Raw genomic sequence first — 19,557 nt, forward strand, 5'->3', positions numbered from 1 at the left:
CGTTCTCCAGGAAGCGTAGAGAACGATCGTCCGGGTTCCTCACCGCCCACGCCGATCCGGGGTCACAGCGGCAGGAGCTTGTCCAGGGTGATGGGCAGGTCGGTGATCCGCTTGCCGGTGGCGTGCCTGACGGCGTTCGCGACCGCGGCGCCCACGCCCGTGATGCCCACCTCGCCGGCCCCGACCAGCCCGAGCGGCATGGTCGGGTCCGGATCGTCCAGGCAGTGGATGTCGATGCGCGGGACGTCGGCGTGCACGGGGACGTGGTATTCGGCCAGGCTCGGGTTCACGATCCGGCCGGTACGCGGATCGACCAGCGTCTGCTCCGACAGCGCCATTCCGAGGCCCATGACGATGCCGCCGCGCAGCTGCGAGGCGACCGTCTTCGCGTTGATCACCCTGCCGACGTCGAACACGCCGAGCCAGCGGGACACGCGTACCTCACCGGTGTCCCGATCGACCCGCACCTCGCAGAACTGCGCGCCGGTCGCCGCCCGCACCCAGCTCCTGCTCTCGCGCACGGCCTGGACCACGAACCCGAGCAGGCCGGTCCCGCCCTCGGCCTCCAGGTGGTCGCGGCCCGCGCGGGCCAGGATCGCGGCGTACGTCTCGCCCTGGGAGCCCTGGTAGAGGCCACCGTCGCGGGCTTCGAGCTGGTCCGGCCTGAGCCCGCGCAGCGGTGACCCGGGCGCGCGCCGCACCAGGGCGAGCACCGACCGCCTGAGCTTGCCGACGGCCTCCACCAGGCCCGCGGCCAGGCTCGCCGTCTGCGCGGAACCGCCCGCTAGCGGGCCGGGCGGCAGGTCGGAGTCGCCGTATTCGACGCGTACGGCCGCGAGCGGCACGCCCAGCTCGTCGGCGGCCATCTGGGTCAGCGCGGTGGCCGTGCCCATGCCCATCTCGTGGAACGCCGACCGCACCACGACCCCGCCGTCCGCCGAGAGCCGCACCGCCACCTTGCCCGGCAACCGCATCGACGGATGGTACGCCGTGGCCACCCCCATGCCGACCAGCCACCGCCCGTCCCGCATGGACCCGGGACGCGGATCGCGCTCGCGCCAGCCGAACCGCTCGGCCCCCAGCGCGTACGCCTCCCGCACCATCCGGTGCGAAAGCTTCTTGCCGCCCAGCGGGTCGCGCGCGGGCTCGTTGCGCATCCGCAGCTCGATCGGGTCGAGGCCGAGCTCGCCGGCCAGCTCGTCCATGGCCGACTCCAGGGCGAAGGTGCCGATGGAATCGCCCGGGGCCCGCATGGAGGTGTTGGGCAGCAGGTCGAGCGGCACGATGCTCTGGGCGAGATGGATGTTCGGGGAGTCGTAGAGGTGCTTGGAGGCGGAGGTGATCTGCTCGGGATTGCCGCCCACGCGCCCGGTCCTGGCCACGCTGGTGTGGATCAGCGCGGTCAGCCTGCCGTCCGCCGATGCGCCGAGCGCGACCCGCTGGATGCTCGGGGTCCGGCCACCGACCGTGTGGTAGACGGCCTCCCGGCTGAGCGCGAGGCGTACCGGGCGGGCGGTGGCGCGGCCGGCCAGCACGGCGAGCAGCGTGCCCGCCCAGAGCATCCCCTTGCCGCCGAACGCGCCGCCCACGTAGGGGGACAGCAACCGGATCCCCCGCTCGGGAACGCCGAACCGCCAGGCGAGGTGCCTGCGCATCCAGGCGATGTTCTGCGAGCCCTCGTGCACGGTCAGGCGGTCGCCGTCCCACACGGCGGTGGTGGCGTGCGGCTCGATCGCGTTGTGGGCGTGGGGCGGCGTGGTGAAGCGCAGGTCCACCGTCACGGGCGCGGCGGCCAGCGCCGCCGGCGCGTCCCCCTTGCCGGCTCGCGCCGACTGCAGCGCGCTGCCCTTCTGCGGGACGGCGTTCCGCTCCTCGGCCGCGAAGTCCACCACGGCGGGCAGCTCCACGTACGTGAGCCGCACCAGACTCGCCGCGTGCCGGGCGGCCTCCGGCGTCTCGGCGACCGTGACCGCCACCGGCTGGCCGTTCCAGTGGACCTCGTCGGTGGCCAGGTAGTTGACCGTCGTGCCGACCACCAGCGCGTCCATGTTGGGCAGGCCGGTCGGGCGGCGGGCCTTCATGGCGGGGGCGTTCTCGTGGGTGAGCACCGCGATCACGCCGGGCACGGCCAGCGCCGCCTCGGTGTCCACGGCCGTGATGCGGCCCCTGGGGATGGTGGCGTGGACGAGCGCGGCGTGGGTCAGGCCCGGATACGGGTGCTCGGCCGCGAACCTGGCCTCGCCGGTGGTCTTGGCGGTGCCGTCGAGCCGGTCGAGGGGCCTGCCGACGTAGGCGGTCCGCTGCTCGGTCTCCGCGAATTTGGTGGTCATGCCGTGGGCCCTCCGGTGTTCAGTTCGCGCAGCGTGGCCACGATCGTGGCGCGGGCCAGGCCGGTCTTGAACGCGTTGCCCGGCTGGACGGTCGCGGGCGCCAGCTCAGCCTCGGCCGCGCGGGCGAACGCCTCCTCGGTCGCCGGCCCGCCGAGCAGGATCCGCTCCGCCTCGTGCGCCCGCCACGGCGTGGGGGCGACCCCGCCAAGCGCCAGGCGGACGGCCGCCACCGTCCCGTCCCGCACCTTCAGGGCCGCCGCCACGGAGACCAGCGCGAACGCGTACGACGCCCGGTCGCGCACCTTGCGGTAACGGGAGGCGGCGGCGAACGGCGTGGGCGGCAGCTCGACCGCCGTGACCAGCTCGTCGGCGGCCAGCACGGTCTCGGCCTGCGGCGTCTCGCCGGGCAGCGTGTGGAAGCCGACCAGCGGGATCCGCCGCGCGCCGCGTACGCTCTCCACCTCGACGACCGCGTCGAGCGCGGCCAGCGCCACGCACATGTCGGAGGGATGCGTGGCGATGCAGCTGTCGCTCACGCCCAGGACGGCGTGGGAGCGGTTGAACCCGCCGAGCGCGTCGCAGCCGCTGCCCGGCGCCCGCTTGTTGCAGGCGGCGGCCTCGTCGTAGAAGTAGGGGCAGCGGGTGCGCTGCAGCAGGTTGCCGCCGACCGTGGCCGCGTTGCGGAGCTGGGCCGAGGCGCCGGAGAGCAGCGCCTGCGACAGCATCGGGTAGCGGGCGCGGACCAGGGGGTCGGCGGCCAGGGTGCTGTTGCGCACCAGCGCGCCGACGCGGAGCCCGCCGCCGGGCAGCTCCGCCACCGTGTCGAGGGGCAGCCCGCCGACGTCCACGACGGTGTCCGGGCGCTCGATGCCCTCGCGCATCAGGTCGACCAGGTTGGTCCCGCCGCCGAGGAACTTCGCGCCCGGCTCGGTGGCGACAGCGTGCACGGCCTCGGCGACGTCGAGCGGCTTGACGTACGCGAACGGTCTCATGACGCCACTTCCCTGATGGCGTCGACGATGCCGTTGTAGGCGCCGCAGCGGCACAGGTTGCCGCTCATGCGCTCCCTGATCTCCGTATCGGTGAGGCCGGTCCTTCCTGGGGGGTCCTCGGTCACGGCGCTCGGCATGCCCGCCGCGTGCTCGGCCAGCATCGCGACCGCCGAGCAGATCTGGCCCGAGGTGCAGTAGCCGCACTGGAACCCGTCGTGGCGGACGAACGCCTCCTGCAGCGACCGGCCGCTCTGGTCCGCCGCGATGCCCTCGATCGTGGTGATCTCGCTGTCCGCGTACTGGACGGCCAGGGCCAGGCAGGCGTTGATCCGCACGCCGTCGGCGAGGACCGTGCACGCGCCGCAGGCGCCCTGGTCGCAGCCCTTCTTCGAACCCGTCAGGCCGAGGCGATCGCGCAGGGCGTCGAGCAGGCTGACCCACGGCTCGATGTCGAGCGAGTGAGTCGCGCCGTTCACCCGCATGCGTATCTCGGTCACGCGTTTCCTTCCATCGGAACTCTTCCCGGGAACGCTAACAGAACGGCGTTTCCTTAACAAGAGAACACTGTCCTATTAAGTAGCGCCGTATGCTGGCAACGACATGACACGGTCGGCATTTCTCCGGGCCAGACGGCCGGAGCACAAGCAGCAGCGGCGCGAGGCGATCCTCGCCGCCGCGCGCGAGCTCGCCCTGAACTCGGGCGTGCGCAACGTCAGTCTGGGCGCGGTCGCGGAGGCCGTCGGCCTGGCGAAGTCCAACATCGTGCGCTATTTCGGCACCCGCGAGGAGATCTACCTGATCCTGGCCGCCGAGGAGTGGGAGCTGTGGTCCGCCGACGTCTCCGACCGCCTCCAGCGGGACCCGGATCCGGGCACGGACGCGCTGATGGCGGCGCTGGCGGAGACGATCGTGCTCAGGCCGTTGTTCTGCGACCTGCTCAGCCACTCCGCGACCAGCCTCGAACACAACGTCTCCGTGCCCGCCGCCCGCACGTTCAAGCACACGGTGCTGGGCGTGGCCGCCGGCATCGGCGCGGAGATCTCCCGGCACTGCGACCTGACGGAGGCCGAGGCGACTGAGCTGGTCTCCGGCGCCGCCCTCATCGCCGGCATGCTCTACCCCGTCGCCAACCCGCCTCCCACGCTCGCCCAGGTGTACGCCGAGGACCCCGATCTGGCCGCGGCCTGCCCCCAGTTGCTGCCCTCGCTCACCCGTGCCCTGCGCGCGCTCGCCGCCGGGCTGCCGTTGATCAGGTGAAACTTTCAGGTTCACCGAGCCCCCGCGCGCCACCCCGCTGAGGCGTCTTCCCAAGTCGCCGGCACCGCCCGCTCCAGAGCGCGTGCCGCCCCTTCGTGGCCGCGCTGTACAGAGGGCCCGATTACCGGATACATAACCGGTTAATCTCCCGAAAGAAGGGGTCCCCTCATGAGCAAGCGACTCGGGCTCGTGGCGGCGGCGTTGCTGTCGCTCCTCGTCTCGATGCTGATCGTCCCCGACGCCGCGCGCGCCGCGGTCGGGCTGCGGGTCAGCGGCACCAGGATCATGGAAGCCAACGGGAACGCGTTCGTCATGCGCGGCGTCAGCCACGCGCACACCTGGTTCGCCAGTCAGACGGCCTCCTTCTCCGGCATCAAGTCCTATCGCGCCAACACGGTACGGGTGGTGCTGAGCGGCGGCAGGTGGGCCCCCAATGGGGCGTCCGACGTGGCGAACGTCGTCTCGCTCTGCCGGCAGAACCGGTTAATATGCGTGCTCGAGAACCACGACACCACCGGTTACGGCGAGCAGAGCGGGGCGTACACGCTCGACCAGGCGGTCGACTACTGGAGCAGCGTCAGGAGCGCGCTGACCGGCACCGAGGACTTCATCGTCCTCAACATCGGCAACGAGCCCTACGGCAACAACAACGTCTCCGGGTGGACCACCGCGACCAGGAACGCGATCACCCGGATGCGCACGATCGGGTTCCAGCACCTGCTGATGGTCGACGCGCCCAACTGGGGCCAGGACTGGCAGTTCACCATGCGGGACAACGCCCAGTCGGTGTTCGACGCGGACACGCAGCACAACACGGTCTTCTCCGTCCACATGTACGGCGTCTTCGACACGGCCGCGGAGATCAACGCGTACCTGAACGCCTTCCAGAGCGCGGGGCTGCCGCTGGTGATCGGCGAGTTCGGGCACAACCACTCCGACGGCGACCCCGACGAGGACACGATCATGGCGCAGGCCCAGACGCGCGGCCTCGGCTACATCGGCTGGTCGTGGAGCGGCAACGGCGGCGGCGTGGAGTACCTCGACATGGTCACGAACTTCAACGCCGCGAGCCTGACCTCCTGGGGCCAGCGGATCTTCAACGGCGCGAACGGCATCGGCCAGACCTCGCGCGAGGCGACCTTCTTCGGCGGCGGCAGCGGTGACGACACGACCGCGCCGACGACGCCGGGCACGCCGTCTGCCGCCGGCGTGACCGCCGGCGGCGCCGCGCTGACCTGGTCGGCCTCCACCGACTCCGGCGGCTCCGGCCTGGCGGGCTACAACGTCTACCGCGAACAGGGCGCCAACGACACGCTGCTCGGCCAGAGCACGACCAACTCGATCACGCTGACCGGGCTGAGCGCGTCCACCCAGTACCAGGTGTACGTACGCGCCCGCGACGGCGCGGGCAACCTGTCGGGCAACTCCCCCGCCACCACGTTCACCACCACGTCGGGCGGCGGGAACCCAGGTGGCGGCTGCGCGGCCACCGGCACCGTGCAGACCCAGTGGAACAACGGCTACGTCGTGCAGCCGGTCACCGTCACCAACGGCGGCACCTCGGGCATCACCGGCTGGACGGTCACGTTCACACTGCCCGCAGGCCACACCGTCACGGGCTCCTGGAACGCCACCCTGACCAGCAGCGGGCAGACCGTCACGGCCCGCAGCGTCAGCCACAACGGCACCCTGGCCGCGGGCGCCGCGACCTCCTTCGGGTTCCAGGTCAGCCGCCCGAACGGCAACACCGCCACCCCGGGCGCCTACACCTGCGCCGCCTCCTGACGCGGTGAGCCCCGTCCCCGCCGAAGCGCCGGGGACGGGGCTCACGCGACAAATCGTGCTATTCGACGGTGACCGTGGCCTTGGCCGTGACGGTCGTGCCCGGCACCGTCCCGTTCACCGGGAACGTGCCCGGCTGGGCGTACCGGTCAGGGCTGATCGCCTCCCACGTGACGGCGACCGCGCTGTCCTTCGACCCGTCGTTGTACGTCGCCACGACGGTCTTCGGCAGCACGGGAGCCACCCCGGCCCGGGTGGTGACCGCCTCCTCGGCGATCGAGGTGACGGTCACCTCCGAGGTCGTCCTGACGTACACGGTCGCCTGGGCGGGCGCGCGCACGCCCTCGGCGAGGCCGGCCACGGTGAAGCTGGTGCCGCCGGTCTCCACCTGGCCGGGCGTCACCTGCTGCCAGGTGATGGACGTCTGGCCTCGGGTGCCGTCCGCGTACAGCGTCTCCACGGTGGCGGGCAGCTTCGGCAGCGTGCCCGCCAGGGTCGGGACGTGCACGGGACGCACCGAGTCCGGCGGGACCGCGTACACCTTCCACTCCAGCAACCCGACCGACGCGCCGCCCGACTCGAGCCGGATGCGCAGCCTCGAGGTGGTGACGGTGTCGAAGGAGACGGTGTTGTAGGCGTCCACCGCCCTCGGGTACGCCGAGACACCGGTGACGTCCTCGAACGAGTCGCCGTCCCACCGCTGGATCTTCCACGACGCCGGGACCCGGACGCCGCCGCCGTCGTCGAAGAAGTACACGTCGGCCTTGTCCACCTTCACCGGAGCGGGCCAGTCGAGCTGCACCCACTGCGTGCCCTGCTGCGGCCAGGTGCCCCAGCGCGGGTTGGCGCCGTCGTTGGAGCGCGGCGGGTCGATGCCGTCGTTGACGGCGGTGACCCGCTCCCACGAGGAGGTGTAGGAGGCGGTGGGCGTCGCGGCGGGCGCCACGTTCGCCTGCTCGCCCTGCGCGCCGGCGGTGACGGTCACGGTCGCGGAGGTGTCACGCCCGCCGTCCGTGGCGGTCAGCCGCAGCCTGTACGTCCCCGGCTCGGAGAACGAGACCACCGTGGTCGTCCCGGCCGGCTGGCTGAAGAACGCCTCACCGGGTCCTTCCACCTTGGACCACTGCGTGGTGAGCGTGCCGGAAGGCAGCCCGTCGTCCTTGACCACCGCCTCGATCCTGGCCTGGCCCGGACGGCCGAAGGTGGGATCGGGCACGGCCAGCACGTACGGGGCGCGGTTGGCGACCGAGCCTGCGTCCGCGCCGGTCCGGTAGACCTGCACCTCCTTCAGACCCGTCGCGTAGCCGGGCCGGTGGGTGACCAGCACGCGCAGCTTCGCGGTCGTGACGGCAGGGAAGCGGACCTCGTTGAGGTTCGCCCGCGGGTAGACCGGCTCCCTGGCCTGGCGGGGCACGTCCTTCCAGGTGCCGCCGTCCTGGTACTGCACCGAGTAGAACGCTGGCTCGCTGTAGCCGCCCGCCTTGCGGTCGTTCGTGAAGTAGAGCTTGACCTGGTCGACCTTGCGCGCCGAGCCGAGATCCACCTCCAGCCAGTCCTTGGCCTCGCCCGAGCCCGCGCTCCCCCAGTACGGCTCGTTGATCGTGAACCCGTCCACCGCCCCGGCGGGGTCGCCGTGTGAGGCGGTGGCGGACTCGACCAGGTTCTGGCGGTCGGCGCGCAGGTCCACGCCGGCCTTCTGGAACAGGTCCTCGACGCGGTCGCCGGACAGCTCGACGTCGCCGGGGCTCTTCATCGCGGGCGCCTTCTCCGCGTGGACGACCTGCCCGCCCTCGACACCGCCCGTCCTGGGGTCCCAGACGGCGTGCGCCAGCCCCGACAGCGTGACCTTGCGCTTGCCGTCGATGAGGATGGAGTAGCCCTCGGGCACCCCGGCGTAGTGGGTCGTGCCGTCGCCCGGCTTGTCCCAGACGATGGTGAGATCGCTGCCCCGGTAGTCGATGCCGTTGACGCTGAAGTGGTCCCAGCCGATGTCCACCGGCCACAGCTCGACCTTGCCGTCCGAGCGCGGCCGCAGGCCCATGACGTCCTCGATCACGGTCCAGTTGCTGCTGCCCAGGATCGTGTGGTGGATCCAGGAGCGGTAGTCGATGGTCTTGGTGGCCGGGTTCCAGTCCGCCCAGAACTCGTTGGCGTCGGGGTAGCGGGTGTCACCGCCGACGAACTGCGACCAGGCGTTCCAGTAGAGCAGTTGCTTGTACTGCTCGGCCGTGATGTACGGGCTGGCGTACTGGCGCATCGCCTTGGAGAACAGGGCGAAGTTCCTGGTCGAGTTGATCTGGGAGAAGTTGTTGGAGCCGGGCTTGCCGGCCGCGGCGGCCTCCGCCTTGTCCTTCTGGTTGGCGGTGTAAGCAGGAAATATCGGATATTCCGCAGGATCGGCCCACAAGCGGAGTGCCTCCCGATATTTCGGGTCGTCCGTCGGGACCAGGCCGGTCGCGTACGGGATGTAGTTGTTCGACTCCTTCCACGGGATCAGGTTGCCCGTCCGCAGGTCGCGGTGCTTGAACAGGTTGTTCTCCTCGTCCCAGAGCAGGGTGAGGATGCCGTTCTTGACCTTGTCGGCCACGCCGCGCATCTCGGCCGCCTTGGCCGCGTCGCCGGACAGCTCGTACGCCTGCGCCGCCGCCATCGCGTTGGCGTAGACGTACGCGCCTTCGAGCCGCTCGTTCGCCCGGTCGTAGTAGTGGAACGACACGGCGTCGGCGTCGTTGCCGGTCATCGCCTCCCAGTCGTACTCGATGACGCCGTTGTCGTTGGAGTCGTAGGCGTCGAGCTGGCCGTACACGTCCTTCTCCGCGTACCTGGCGAGGTTGCGCAGGATCGACGGCTGCCCGCCGTGGATCTGGTAGCTCTCCAGCGCCGACGCCGAGATGTACTGCGTGTAGCTGTTCGACCAGTTCTCCGGGTCGCCCGGATTGTCGGTGTACTTCGAGTTGCGCGAGACCTCACCCGCCGACACCCACGGCCCGTACGAGTAGATCGGGTCACGCAGGTACTTCAGGTCCTGGACGAACATCGGCACGGTCAGCACGATCGCGTTGTTGTAGCCCAGCGCCCCCTCCACCGAGGTCGGGAACTGGAAGTCGTTCCCTGGGATGTCGGCGTCGAGGAAGTTGAAGCGCATGAGCCACCAGCGGTAGTACACGGACTTCTTGATGTTCTCGTCGGGCACGTCGATGTACGGCAGGTTCTCGGCCCACCAGGCGTTGTAGTCCTGGAGCTGGCGCCGCAGCGCCTTCTCCGGCGAGCGGCCCTTGTAGCCGTCGTACTCGGCCCGCGACCCGGCCAGCTCCTCGGTGACGAACCCCATCTGCACCTTCGTGCGCACGGTCTTGCCCGCCCCGACGGTCACCGAGCCCTTGAGCGTGCCCTCGGAGACCTTCAGCCCGTCGCCGCTGAGCCTCGGGAAGATCGTGGTCAGCTTGTTCTTGGCCGCCACCACGCCGGTCAGCTCACGGTCGCCGTCGGCCGTCTTCGCGTAGGGCGAGGTCACCGTGATCGGGACCGACTTCGCCGCCGATCCCGTGTTGGTGATCTCCAGCGTCGTCACGGCCACGTTCTCGTGCGTGATGAACTTCTTCACCCCGACCGACAGACCGTCCCCGGCGTACTGGCCGGTCCAGTGGCTGGGCATCTGCAGCCGCTTGGACACGTCCTCGGTCAGCGTGCCGCCCAGCGAGATCGTGTACGCGTCCCGGTTGTCGATGCTCTCCCAGTACGCGACGTACCCGCCGAACCCGATCTTCCTGGGATCGTGCTCCTTCATGAACAGCGCCCGGCCACGCGACATCAGCCACGTCCCCGCCGGGTCGTTCCCCGGCCGCGCCAGTATGCGGTCGATCCAGTACGAGTCGCCGCCCTTCTCCTTCTTGTAGATCTCCTCCATCATCTTGCGCGGGTGGTACCCGACGGGTTCGGCGGGCACGGGGTCGGCGCCGGTGAAGACCGGCATGCCGAGGTCGTCCTGGGCCGCGTTGGAGGGTGCCGTGGTGGAGGGTTCCGCGTGGGAGGGTGCCGCGCCGAGTGACGCTGTGAGCGCTAACACCGCCAATAAGGCGAGCCGTCGTTTCTTACGCATGTGCTTTTCTCCTGAGGGTTCAGATCGGTAGCCAGACACGCATGGTCGCGGGGCCGCGGTTGCCCCAGCGGTGGTAGGGCACGAGCCGGAGACGGACGTCCGTACCTGATGGGCGCTCGTCCGGCTGGGAGGCGTACGGCCAGCCGCCGTCACCGGAGCCGAGCTCCGCCTCCACCTCCAGCTCGACGACGTCGTCCACCTCGTGCTCGACCGGCGGCCGCACCCGCGCGGTCAGGTCGCCGAGCGGGGGCTCGTCGGCCACCGACTCCGCGCAGTAGACGAGCGGCCCCCGCTCCACCGCCGCGCTCCCCCGCAACGCGTCGATCCGCCGGTCGGGGAACGTCCACCTGGGCGCCATCGGCAGCTCCAGCCGGAGCTCGTCGCCGGCCCGCCAGGGGCCGTCGGCGTGGGCGTACCCGGGGCGCACGGGCGTGGGGCCGGTCGGCGCCTCCAGGGCCGCGTCCAGGGCCGACGCCCTGCCCCGGACCGACGTCCCGGCCACCGCGGAGTCCGAGGCCGCGGCCGGGACGCGGGCCAGGGTCGCGTCCGTGGCCCAGGCGGGGACGCGCAGCCCGATGCGCCCCTCCCCGTCCGCAAGCACCCGGACGGTGACCGAGCCGGCCCACGGGTAGCCGGTCTCCACCCGCACCGCGAGCCCGCCGTGCCGGATCTCCGACGGCGTGTGCTGGTGGATCCTGATCCCGTCGGCGCTCGCCGTGGCCACGTACGCGGGCAGCGACGCGAGCGTGCGGGCGATGTTGTTCGGGCAGCAGGACACGTCGAACCAGGGTGATCGCAGTCCGCCCTCGGCGGCGTGATTGACCCCCTCCAGCGGCACCGCGGGCACCCGCACCCGCAGCGGGTTGGCGTAGAAGAACGAGCACCCGTCCAGCGCGACCCCCGTGGCCAGCATGTTGTACAAGGTGCGTTCGGCCAGGTCCGCGTACCGCACGTCGCCGGTGGCCAGCAGCAGCCGGTGCGCCAGCATGACGGAGGCGATGCTCGCGCAGGTCTCGTTGTAGGCCTGGTCCGGCGGCAGCTCGTAGTCCTCGCCGTATGACTCGTCGGCATGCCTCGATCCCATGCCGCCGGTCAGGTGCGTGCGCCGGGCGACCGTGCGCTCCCACTGCGACTCGACCGCCTTCAGCAACTCTTGGTCGCCGGTCTCGACGGCCACGTCCACCACTCCGGAGGCCAGGTAGAGCGCTCGCACGACATGGCCACGGAACACCTGCGCCTGCCGGATCGGCACGTCGTCCTGGTAGTAGGCGCGGCCGAAGGGGATGTCGGCGAGCGCGGGCAGGCCGCGGCGCTCGACGAAGCGGCGGGCCATCTCCAGGTAACGCTCGGTCCCGGTGGCCCGGTAGAGCTCGACCAGGGCCATCTCGATCACGGGGTGCCCGCACGTCTGCGTGCCGTCCATGAAGCGGCGGCAGACGTGGTCGGCAGCCCGCACGGCCACCTGGGTGAGCCGGTCCTCACCGTGCATGCGCAGCCGGGCGACCCCGGCCTGGATGAGGTGCCCGTAGCAGTAGAGCTCGTGGCCCCATTCGAAGTCGGTGTAACGGCTGCCCGACCAGCGGGTGTTGAGGTAGCCGTCGCCCTCCTGCGCCTGGGCCACGGTCTCGGCCAGCGCGGGCAGCCCCGGGTGGTCGGCCCACGCCATGGCCTCGAGCAGCTTGTAGATCTCCGAGTCGCTGAACTCCCGTCCCCGGCGGGGCCGCTCTCCCCTGAAGTTGCCGATCCAGCCTTCGCGTTCTTCCCATTCCTGGCAGTGGGCGATCGTGACCTCGCGGTTGAGCGCGACCCGGTCGCCCCAGAAGCCGGGCGAGAGCCGTACGGCGTCGAGGCCGAGGGGGGACAGGACGCCCGATGAGGGCAGGACAGGGTTAGCCACGCAGAGCTCCTGACATGAATCCGCGCACGTAGTGGCGCTGCAACACGATGAAGAGGATGAGACAGGGGATGGCCATGACCATGACGCCCGCCTGGAGCATGCCGTAGTCGATCGCGCCCATCGTGCGCGACGTCATGCTGACCACGGCCACCGGCAGGGTGAACGACGCGCCGTCGTTGAGCAGGATGAGCGGCGCGAAGAAGTCGTTCCACGAGGCCAGGAACGCGAACAGGCCCACCGTGACCAGGGCCGGGCGGACGGCGTACAGCAGGATCCTGGAGAAGGCGCGGAACGTGCCGCACCCGTCCACCAGCGCGGCCTCCTCCAGCTCGCGCGGCAGCGCCTCGAAGGCGTTGCGCATCATGAACAGCGCGAACGGCAGCTGGAACATCACGAACACCAGCGACAGCCCCACCAGGGAGTTCTGCAGGCCGAGATAGCCGAGCAGGACGTAGAGCGGGATCAGGATCGTCGCGTACGGCACCATGAGAATCGCCAGCGTGGCCAGGAACAGCAGGTTCTTGCCCGGGAAGTCGAAGCGGGCGAAGCCGTAGCCGCCGAGCGCGGAGACGACCAGCGTGCCCGCCACGGTCATCACGGAGACCAGCACGCTGTTGCCCGCGTACGTGCCGAGCCCCTCGCCGTAGCTCGCCATCTCCAGGTAGTTGGCCGGTTCCTCCAGCGACGCGTACCCGCTCCAGACCAGCGGGAACAGGAAGAGCACCGCCAGGGCGGACAACGTGACGTAACGCTTCACCGCAGCCTCCGCATCATCAGCGTGTTCAGCCCGACGAGGGCCACGAGCAGCACGACCGAGAGCGCCGCCGCGCCGCCGAGGTCGAAGCGGAAGAACGCGTCGCGGTAGACGACCATGACCATCGAGACCGTGCTGTTGTCCGGGCCGCCGTTGGTGAAGACGAAGAACTGGTCGAAGGCCAGCAGCGAGCCGGTGATGCTGAGGATCAGCATCAGCGCCAGCGTCGGGCGCAGCAACGGCAGCGTGATCTGGGTGAAGACCTGCCAGCGGTTGGCGCCGTCGCTCCGCGCGGCCTCGTAGACCTCGGTCGGGATCGCCTGCAGGCCGGTCAGCAGGATGAGCATGTTGAACCCGGCGAAGCGCCACAACACCAGCGTGATCGTGGAGAACAACGCCATGTTGGGCGTGCCGATCCACTTCACCGGCTCGTCGGTGATGCCCAGCGCCTGCAGCATGGGGTCGATGGGGCCGAAGTCGTTGTTCAGCATCCCGTAGAACAGCAGTCCGGCGGCGGCGAAGCCGACGGCTCCAGGCAGGAAGAACGCGGTCCTGAAGAAGCCGACGCCCGGCCTGCGCTCCTGCACCAGCAGCGCGAGTCCGAGCGCCACGGCCGACAGCAGGACGGTCGTGATGGCGGTGTACTTCAGCGTGAAGAGCAGCGCGTCGATGAAGAGCGGATTGTCGGCGATCTTCAGATAGTTCTCGGGTGCGTTGAACGTGGCCTGGCCGAGCAGCGGCCAGCGGTTGAGCGACATCCACACGACCAGCGCCAGGGGCGCGACGAACAGCACGCCCACGATGACGGCCGTCGGGGCCGCGTACAGCCAGCCCTGGACCTTCCTGCTCCGCCACCGGGCGGACGGCGCGGAGCGGGCCGGCCGCCGCCCGGATCGGCTGCCGGATCGGCTGCTCGTCAAAGTCATTGCTGGAGTGACTTCGTGATCTCGGCGTTGAGCTGGGGCACCTTCGCGGCGTCACCGAACACGGCCTCGCGGGCCAGCCGCAGCCACGGCCCCTGCGGGTCGTTGAAGGTCTGCCCGATCCGCAGCGCGTACGGCGTCTGCCCCTTGGCCACCAGCGAGTTGATCAGCTCCATCCGCGGGTCCTCGGCGGAGTACTTGTTGGCGGCCAGGTCGGTGCGCGCGACCACGTCCTTGTTCTTGGCCATCACCTCGATCTGGGCCTGGTCGGACACCGTCCACGACACGAACTCCCAGGCCGCGTCCACGTTCTGGCTCGTGGCGGAGACGCCGATGGAGTCGCCGCCGACGAACGTCGACTCGCCGCCGTCGGGACCGGCGATCGGAGTGACGCCGATCTTCATCTCCGGCGGCATCAGGCCGAGCATGGTGGAGGGCATCGGCATGACGCCGATCTCGCCCTTGGGGAAGAACCCGGTCCAGGTCGGGCCCTGCTCCTCCTTGGTCGTCGGTCCTGTGACCTTGTTCTCGTACAGGCCGCGGTAGATCTTGAAGACGTCGGTCATCGCCGGCTGGTCGTTGAGCGAGGCCGTGCCCTCGGGGTTCATGACCTGCCCGCCGGCGGCCCAGACCGACGGCCAGAACGTGAAGATGTAACAGCCGCCGCAGTTGCCGCCGAAGAACGTGCCGTGCACCTTGCCGTCCCCGCCCAGTTTCTCCTGGATGGTGGTGGCGTGCTCGGCGAACTCCTTCAGCGTCTTCGGCCCCTGCTCGGGGTTCAGCCCGGCCTTGGTGTAGAGGTCCTTGTTCCAGAACCAGAGCGACAGGTCCAGCGTGTGCGGGACGGTGTACTGCCGCCCGTCGAGTGTCCCCAGCTTCATGTGCGAAGGCGCGAGGCCGTCCTTGTACGGCAGCGCCGCGATCCTGTCGGTGACGTCCATGAACAGGCCCTGGGAGGTGTAGTTCGGGACGAAGATGACGTCGGCCGCGAACACGTCGGGCAGCTGCTTGGCGCCGGCCGCGGCGGCGATGCGCGGCTGGTAGTTGTCGGTCGGAATGACGGTGAGCTTGACCTGGTTCTTGTGACTGCTGTTGTAGGCCTGGACCAGCCGCTCGCTCTGCGCCTGGGTGGCCGCGCGGGTCCACATGGTGATCGTCACGGGACCGTCCGCCGGCTGCGAGCCGCCGCCGCTGCCGCAGGCGGCCGCTGTGAGCGCTAACACGCCGAGGAGGGAGATCCCGGCCAGCCTTCGTCTCATGATGTGCTCCTGGACTTAAAGGTTTTCGGAAACGTAAAAGAAACACGACCGCATGTCAATGGGTGTTAGGGTTCTCTGCAGTTCACAGCGACCGAAAAGGGTTTCGAGAATGGCGGGTAAGCGGGCGACCATCAACGATGTGGCCTCGCTGGCGGGGGTATCGATCGCCACAGCGTCCAAGGCGCTGAACGGGCGCCAGGACGTGCGGGCCGCGACGCGCGAACGCGTGCTCGCCGCCGCGGCGGAGCTCTCCTTCCAGCCGAACGCCCTGGCCAGGGGGCTGCTGTCGGGCCAGACGCGCACGGTGGGCCTGCTGACGTCCGACAGCGTCGGCAGGTTCGGCATCCCCGTGCTGCTCGGCGCGGAGGACGCGTTCGGCGCCGGCGAGATGGCCGTGCTGCTGTGCGACGCGCGCGGCGACGCGATCAGGGAGCAGCACCACCTGCGGGCGCTGCTGTCGCGGCGGGTGGACGGCCTGATCGTGGTGGGCGAGAGCACCGACCCGCGCCCCTCGGTGAGCAAGGACCTCCCCATCCCGGTCGTGTACGCCTACGGCCCCTCCGACGACCCGGCCGACGTGTCCTTCGTGCCGGACGACGTGGCGGCGGCCACCATGGCCGTCAACCACCTGCTGACCCTGGGCCGCCGCAGGATCGCGCACGTCACGGGACCGATGCACTACAAGGCCTCACGAGACCGCGAGGAGGGGGTCCGCCTGGCGCTGGCCGAGGCGGGGCTCGCGCAGGCGGGCCGGACGCTGCCGGGGGTGTGGTCCCAGCGGTGGGGGCGGCACGCGGCGGAGATGCTGCTGACGGCCGAGCCGGAGATCGACGCGGTGTTCTGCGGCAACGACCAGATCGCGGCCGGGTTCGTGGAGGCCGCGCGCGAGCGTGGGCGGCGGGTGCCCGACGACATCGCGGTGGTGGGCTACGACAACTGGGAGGTGCTGTCCACCGAGGCCCGGCCGGCGCTGACCACCGTGGACATGAACCTCGAACTGCTCGGCAGGACGGCGGCGCAGCACCTGTTCGCGGCCATCGACGGCAAGGCCACGCCGGGGGTGCACAAGATGCCATGCCAGCTGGTGATCAGGGACTCCACCTCCCCACCCGGCGTCTCCTGACCGGCTGGCACATACCGGTCTCAAAGGGTGATTTCCTATACGTATGCCTGATCTGGTCGTGGACGGCGGCGACAAGCTGTGCGTCCAGTTGCTCATCGAACTGCGCGCGCACGTACACGCGGCCGGCCCCGGCGCCGTGATCCACCTGATCGCCACCGACCCCGCCGCCCCGGTCGACCTCCCCGCCTGGTGCCACCTGACCGGCCACACCTACCTGGGCCCGGTGCCGGGAGCCGAGCGCCCCACATACGCGTTGCGCGTGACAAACACCGCCAAGGACACAGAGCCCGGAAAGCCTTGGCACATGGCTTAAACGGTTAATACACTTACCCCGCGGGGGCAGGCCCCCGCGAACCCCCATCAACTGCTTGGAAGAGGCTTTTGTCTTTGCGGCGAGCTGGCGCTCGCCGCCCTGTGGTGCGATGAGCAAGCTCATCGCACCACAGGGGATGTCCCACACATACCTGTCCGTGAGGGAGCTCGTGAAGCGACCCACCATCGCCGATATCGCCAGCCGGGCCGGTGTGTCTAAAGTAGCGGTTTCTTACGCGCTCAACGGGCAGCCCGGGGTGTCGGCGGCGACGCGGGCCAGGATCATCGCCATCGCCGACGAGATCGGCTGGCGTCCCAACAGCGCGGCACGGGCGCTCAACGGCGCACGGGCCAACTGCGTCGGTCTCGCGCTCTCCCGTCCCGCCCGCATCCTCGGCGTCGAGCCGTTCTTCATGGAGCTGATCAGCGGCATCGAGGGGGTGCTCGCCGACCGTTCGTACGCGCTGCTGCTCCAGGTGGTCGCCGGCCACCAGCAGGAGAGTGAGGTCTACCGGCACTGGTGGGGCGAGAGCCGCATCGATGGCGTGTTCCTGGTCGACCTGCACTATTCGGACGCCCGGGTCGCGGAGCTGGAGCGGCTCGGCATGCCCGTCGTCGTCATCGGCCATCCCTCCGAGTCCGGCTCACTGTCGGCCATCTGGTCCGACGACGGCCAGGCCGTCCGCGAGACCGTCGACTACCTCGTCGCGCTCGGGCACCGCCGCGTCGCGCGGGTGGCCGGTCTGCCGGAGCTCGTCCACACGGCGGTGCGCGACCAGGCGTTCGCCGACGCGTGCCAGGGTGTGGCCGAGCACGTCACGGTGCACACCGACTACACCGGCGAGGAGGGCGCCAGGGCCACCAGGCGGCTGCTCAGCTCGCCCGACCGGCCCACGGCGATCGTCTACGACAACGACATCACGGCCGTGGCAGGGTTGTCCGTGGCGCAGGAGATGGGCGTGGAGGTGCCCCGCGACCTGTCGATCGTGGCCTGGGACGACTCGCCGCTGGCCCAGGTCGTACGCCCGCCGCTGACGGCGCTCACCCGCGACATCCCGGCCTACGGCGCGCACGCCGCCCAGCGGCTGCTCGCGCTGATCGCCGGCGACAGCGTGCCACCCTACGAGGACCAGGCAGCGGCCCTGACCCCACGCGGCAGCACCGGCCCAGCCCACTCCTGACCACTCCAGCACGTGCCCCGGGGCGGGGCGGTTGGCAGACCGCGTGTTCCCGACCCGTGGCACGTGCCGTCCCCTCCTTCGCGGCACATCCGCTGGAGCCGCCCACAGCACCCCACGGCAGGACGCCTCCACCATGTAAGAGCGCGGAGGGGACGGTCTGAATACGTCCCAAGCTCATCGAGTTCAGGCGAACCGGGCGCCGAGGCCGCCGTCGACCGCCCAGTCCGCGCCCGTCACGAAGGCCGCCGCGTCCGAGGCCAGGAAGCAGACCAACTCCCGTCATGCGACACACGCGGTCAATCATCCACCAGGCCGAGCCTTGACAAATTTTTTTGTCGGGCTCTACTCTGAGGTCACCCGAGAAACGGAGAACACCATGAACCAGGTCACGTCCGGTGACGGCACTCGCATCGCCTACACCCGCGCGGGTCAGGGCCCGGCGGTCATCCTCGTGGACGGCGCGCTCAGCCACCGGGCGCAGAGCATCAACGCCGGCCTCGCCACGGCGCTCGCCGACCGCTTCACGGTCTACACCTACGACCGGCGCGGCCGGGGCGAGAGCGGCGACACCGCGCCGTTCGCGCCGGAGCGGGAGATCGAGGACCTGGCGGCGCTGATCGAGGAGGCGGGCGGTTCCGCGTGCGTCTACGGCACGTCGTCCGGCGCCGCCGTCGCGCTGGCCGCCGCGGAGAGCGGGCAGGCGATCGAGAAGCTGGCGCTGTACGAGCCGCCGTTCATCGTGGACGACACTCGCCCGGCCATCCCCGCCGACTACGTACGGCGCATGGACGAGTTGGTGGCCGCCGACCGGCGCGCCGAGGCCGTGCGCTACTTCATGGGCACGGGGGTCGGGCTGCCCGGTTTCGTGGTGGCGATGATGCGGTTCATGCCGGCCTGGTCCAAGCTCAAGGCCACGGCGCACACACTGCCGTACGACGTGGCGTTCGTGGCACCGTACGAGCGTGGCAAGCCCTATCCGGACGGGAGCTGGGCCGGGGTGAAGGCGCCCGCGCTGGTCATGGACGGCGGCAAGAGCCCGGCGTGGATCCGCAACGCCACCAGGGCGCTGGCCGGCGTGCTGCCCGACGCCGGGCACCGTACGCTCGACGGCCAGAGCCACATCGTCAAGCCGGAGGCGCTGGCTCCGGTGCTGAAGGAGTTCTTCTCATGACGAGATTTCGCACCACGGTCGAGCTGCGCGGCAAGACCGCCACGGGGTTCGAGGTCCCGGCTGAGGTCGTGGACGCGTTCGGCAGCGGCAGGCGGCCCGCCGTGACCGTCACGATCGGCTCCCACGTCTATCGCAGCACTGTGGCGACCATGGGCGGGCGGTTCATGCTGCCGCTGAGCGCCGAGAACCGGCAGGCGGCCGGGGTGGCGGCGGGGGACGAGGTGAAGGTGGAGCTCGAACTGGACACCGCGCCGCGGAAGGCCGAGGTGCCCGCCGATCTGGCCGAGGCGCTGGAACGCGCCCCGGAGGCCAAGGAGTTCTTCGAGAGCCTGCCGTACTCGCGTAAGCTGCGGTTGATCCTGCAGGTCGAAGGCGCGAAGAAGCCGGAGACCCGGCGGCGGCGCGTCGCGGACACGATCGCCAAGCTGGCCGACGGCGTGGCCTGATCCTTCTATGTGAGCTGACCGTTTATGGGGC

Annotated in this window: 15 protein-coding genes; 7 read left to right on the plus strand and 8 right to left on the minus strand. The window is 70.4% G+C overall.

Annotation, left to right across the window (positions count from 1 at the left end):
• Positions 1-62 precede the first annotated feature (62 nt).
• From ITP53_RS26705 to ITP53_RS26715, 3 genes are read right to left on the minus strand one after another with little or no spacing between them, the layout of a single operon-like run.
• Positions 63-2,330 (minus strand): xanthine dehydrogenase family protein molybdopterin-binding subunit, encoded by a 2,268-nt coding sequence (locus tag ITP53_RS26705; RefSeq protein ID WP_195898199.1) that lies wholly within the window; start codon positions 2,328-2,330, stop codon positions 63-65.
• Positions 2,327-3,322, minus strand: coding sequence for an FAD binding domain-containing protein (locus tag ITP53_RS26710; protein WP_195898200.1), 996 nt, complete (start codon positions 3,320-3,322; stop codon positions 2,327-2,329). Before ITP53_RS26710 ends, ITP53_RS26705 begins: the two co-directional genes overlap by 4 nt.
• Positions 3,319-3,804: a (2Fe-2S)-binding protein gene (locus ITP53_RS26715; RefSeq protein WP_195898239.1), complete on the minus strand. Its 486-nt coding sequence runs from the start codon at positions 3,802-3,804 to the stop codon at positions 3,319-3,321. Before ITP53_RS26715 ends, ITP53_RS26710 begins: the two co-directional genes overlap by 4 nt.
• Before the next feature lie 118 nt (positions 3,805-3,922).
• Here ITP53_RS26715 and ITP53_RS26720 point away from each other — a divergent pair, with 118 nt between their 5' ends.
• Positions 3,923-4,579 (plus strand): TetR/AcrR family transcriptional regulator, encoded by a 657-nt coding sequence (locus tag ITP53_RS26720; protein ID WP_195898201.1) that lies wholly within the window; start codon positions 3,923-3,925, stop codon positions 4,577-4,579.
• Positions 4,580-4,747: 168 nt separating this feature from the next.
• On the plus strand, positions 4,748-6,364 hold the full coding sequence (locus tag ITP53_RS26725; protein ID WP_195898202.1) for a cellulase family glycosylhydrolase: 1,617 nt from the start codon (positions 4,748-4,750) through the stop codon (positions 6,362-6,364).
• Between the two features lie 58 nt (positions 6,365-6,422).
• Here the strand turns inward: ITP53_RS26725 and ITP53_RS26730 are convergent, their stop codons facing one another.
• From ITP53_RS26730 to ITP53_RS26750, 5 genes are read right to left on the minus strand one after another with little or no spacing between them, the layout of a single operon-like run.
• Positions 6,423-10,460 carry a galactose-binding domain-containing protein gene (locus ITP53_RS26730; protein WP_195898203.1) on the minus strand — a complete coding sequence of 1,346 codons (4,038 nt, stop codon included), beginning with the start codon at positions 10,458-10,460 and terminating at the stop codon, positions 6,423-6,425.
• 19 nt (positions 10,461-10,479) lie between these two features.
• The gene (locus ITP53_RS26735) at positions 10,480-12,357 is read right to left on the minus strand and encodes a glycoside hydrolase family 127 protein (RefSeq protein WP_195898204.1); all 1,878 of its coding nucleotides are present in this window, start codon (positions 12,355-12,357) and stop codon (positions 10,480-10,482) included.
• Positions 12,350-13,114 (minus strand): carbohydrate ABC transporter permease, encoded by a 765-nt coding sequence (locus tag ITP53_RS26740; protein ID WP_195898205.1) that lies wholly within the window; start codon positions 13,112-13,114, stop codon positions 12,350-12,352. Before ITP53_RS26740 ends, ITP53_RS26735 begins: the two co-directional genes overlap by 8 nt.
• Entirely contained in the window at positions 13,111-14,037 is a 927-nt protein-coding gene (locus ITP53_RS26745) for a carbohydrate ABC transporter permease (RefSeq protein WP_195898206.1), read from the minus strand. The genes ITP53_RS26740 and ITP53_RS26745 overlap by 4 nt, the downstream gene beginning before the upstream one ends.
• Positions 14,034-15,293 (minus strand): ABC transporter substrate-binding protein, encoded by a 1,260-nt coding sequence (locus ITP53_RS26750; protein WP_195898207.1) that lies wholly within the window; start codon positions 15,291-15,293, stop codon positions 14,034-14,036. Before ITP53_RS26750 ends, ITP53_RS26745 begins: the two co-directional genes overlap by 4 nt.
• Positions 15,294-15,402: 109 nt before the next feature.
• On the opposite strand from ITP53_RS26750, the gene ITP53_RS26755 reads away from it, so the two are divergent.
• The 5 genes from ITP53_RS26755 (at position 15,403) to ITP53_RS26780 (ending at position 19,526) form a co-directional block, all read left to right on the plus strand.
• Complete coding sequence (locus ITP53_RS26755; RefSeq protein ID WP_195898208.1) at positions 15,403-16,416, plus strand: LacI family DNA-binding transcriptional regulator; 1,014 nt, start codon at positions 15,403-15,405, stop codon at positions 16,414-16,416.
• Between the two features lie 43 nt (positions 16,417-16,459).
• On the plus strand, positions 16,460-16,729 hold the full coding sequence (locus tag ITP53_RS26760; protein ID WP_195898209.1) for a sulfurtransferase TusA family protein: 270 nt from the start codon (positions 16,460-16,462) through the stop codon (positions 16,727-16,729).
• A 169-nt stretch (positions 16,730-16,898) separates the two neighbouring features.
• Positions 16,899-17,909 (plus strand): LacI family DNA-binding transcriptional regulator, encoded by a 1,011-nt coding sequence (locus tag ITP53_RS26765; RefSeq protein ID WP_195898210.1) that lies wholly within the window; start codon positions 16,899-16,901, stop codon positions 17,907-17,909.
• A 376-nt stretch (positions 17,910-18,285) separates the two neighbouring features.
• Positions 18,286-19,080 (plus strand): alpha/beta fold hydrolase, encoded by a 795-nt coding sequence (locus ITP53_RS26775; RefSeq protein ID WP_195898211.1) that lies wholly within the window; start codon positions 18,286-18,288, stop codon positions 19,078-19,080.
• Complete coding sequence (locus ITP53_RS26780; protein ID WP_195898212.1) at positions 19,077-19,526, plus strand: YdeI/OmpD-associated family protein; 450 nt, start codon at positions 19,077-19,079, stop codon at positions 19,524-19,526. The genes ITP53_RS26775 and ITP53_RS26780 overlap by 4 nt, the downstream gene beginning before the upstream one ends.
• The last annotated feature ends 31 nt before the right edge of the window (positions 19,527-19,557 follow it).

This window comes from Nonomuraea cypriaca, assembly GCF_015645445.1.
Taxonomy (GTDB): Bacteria; Actinomycetota; Actinomycetes; order Streptosporangiales; family Streptosporangiaceae; genus Nonomuraea; species Nonomuraea cypriaca.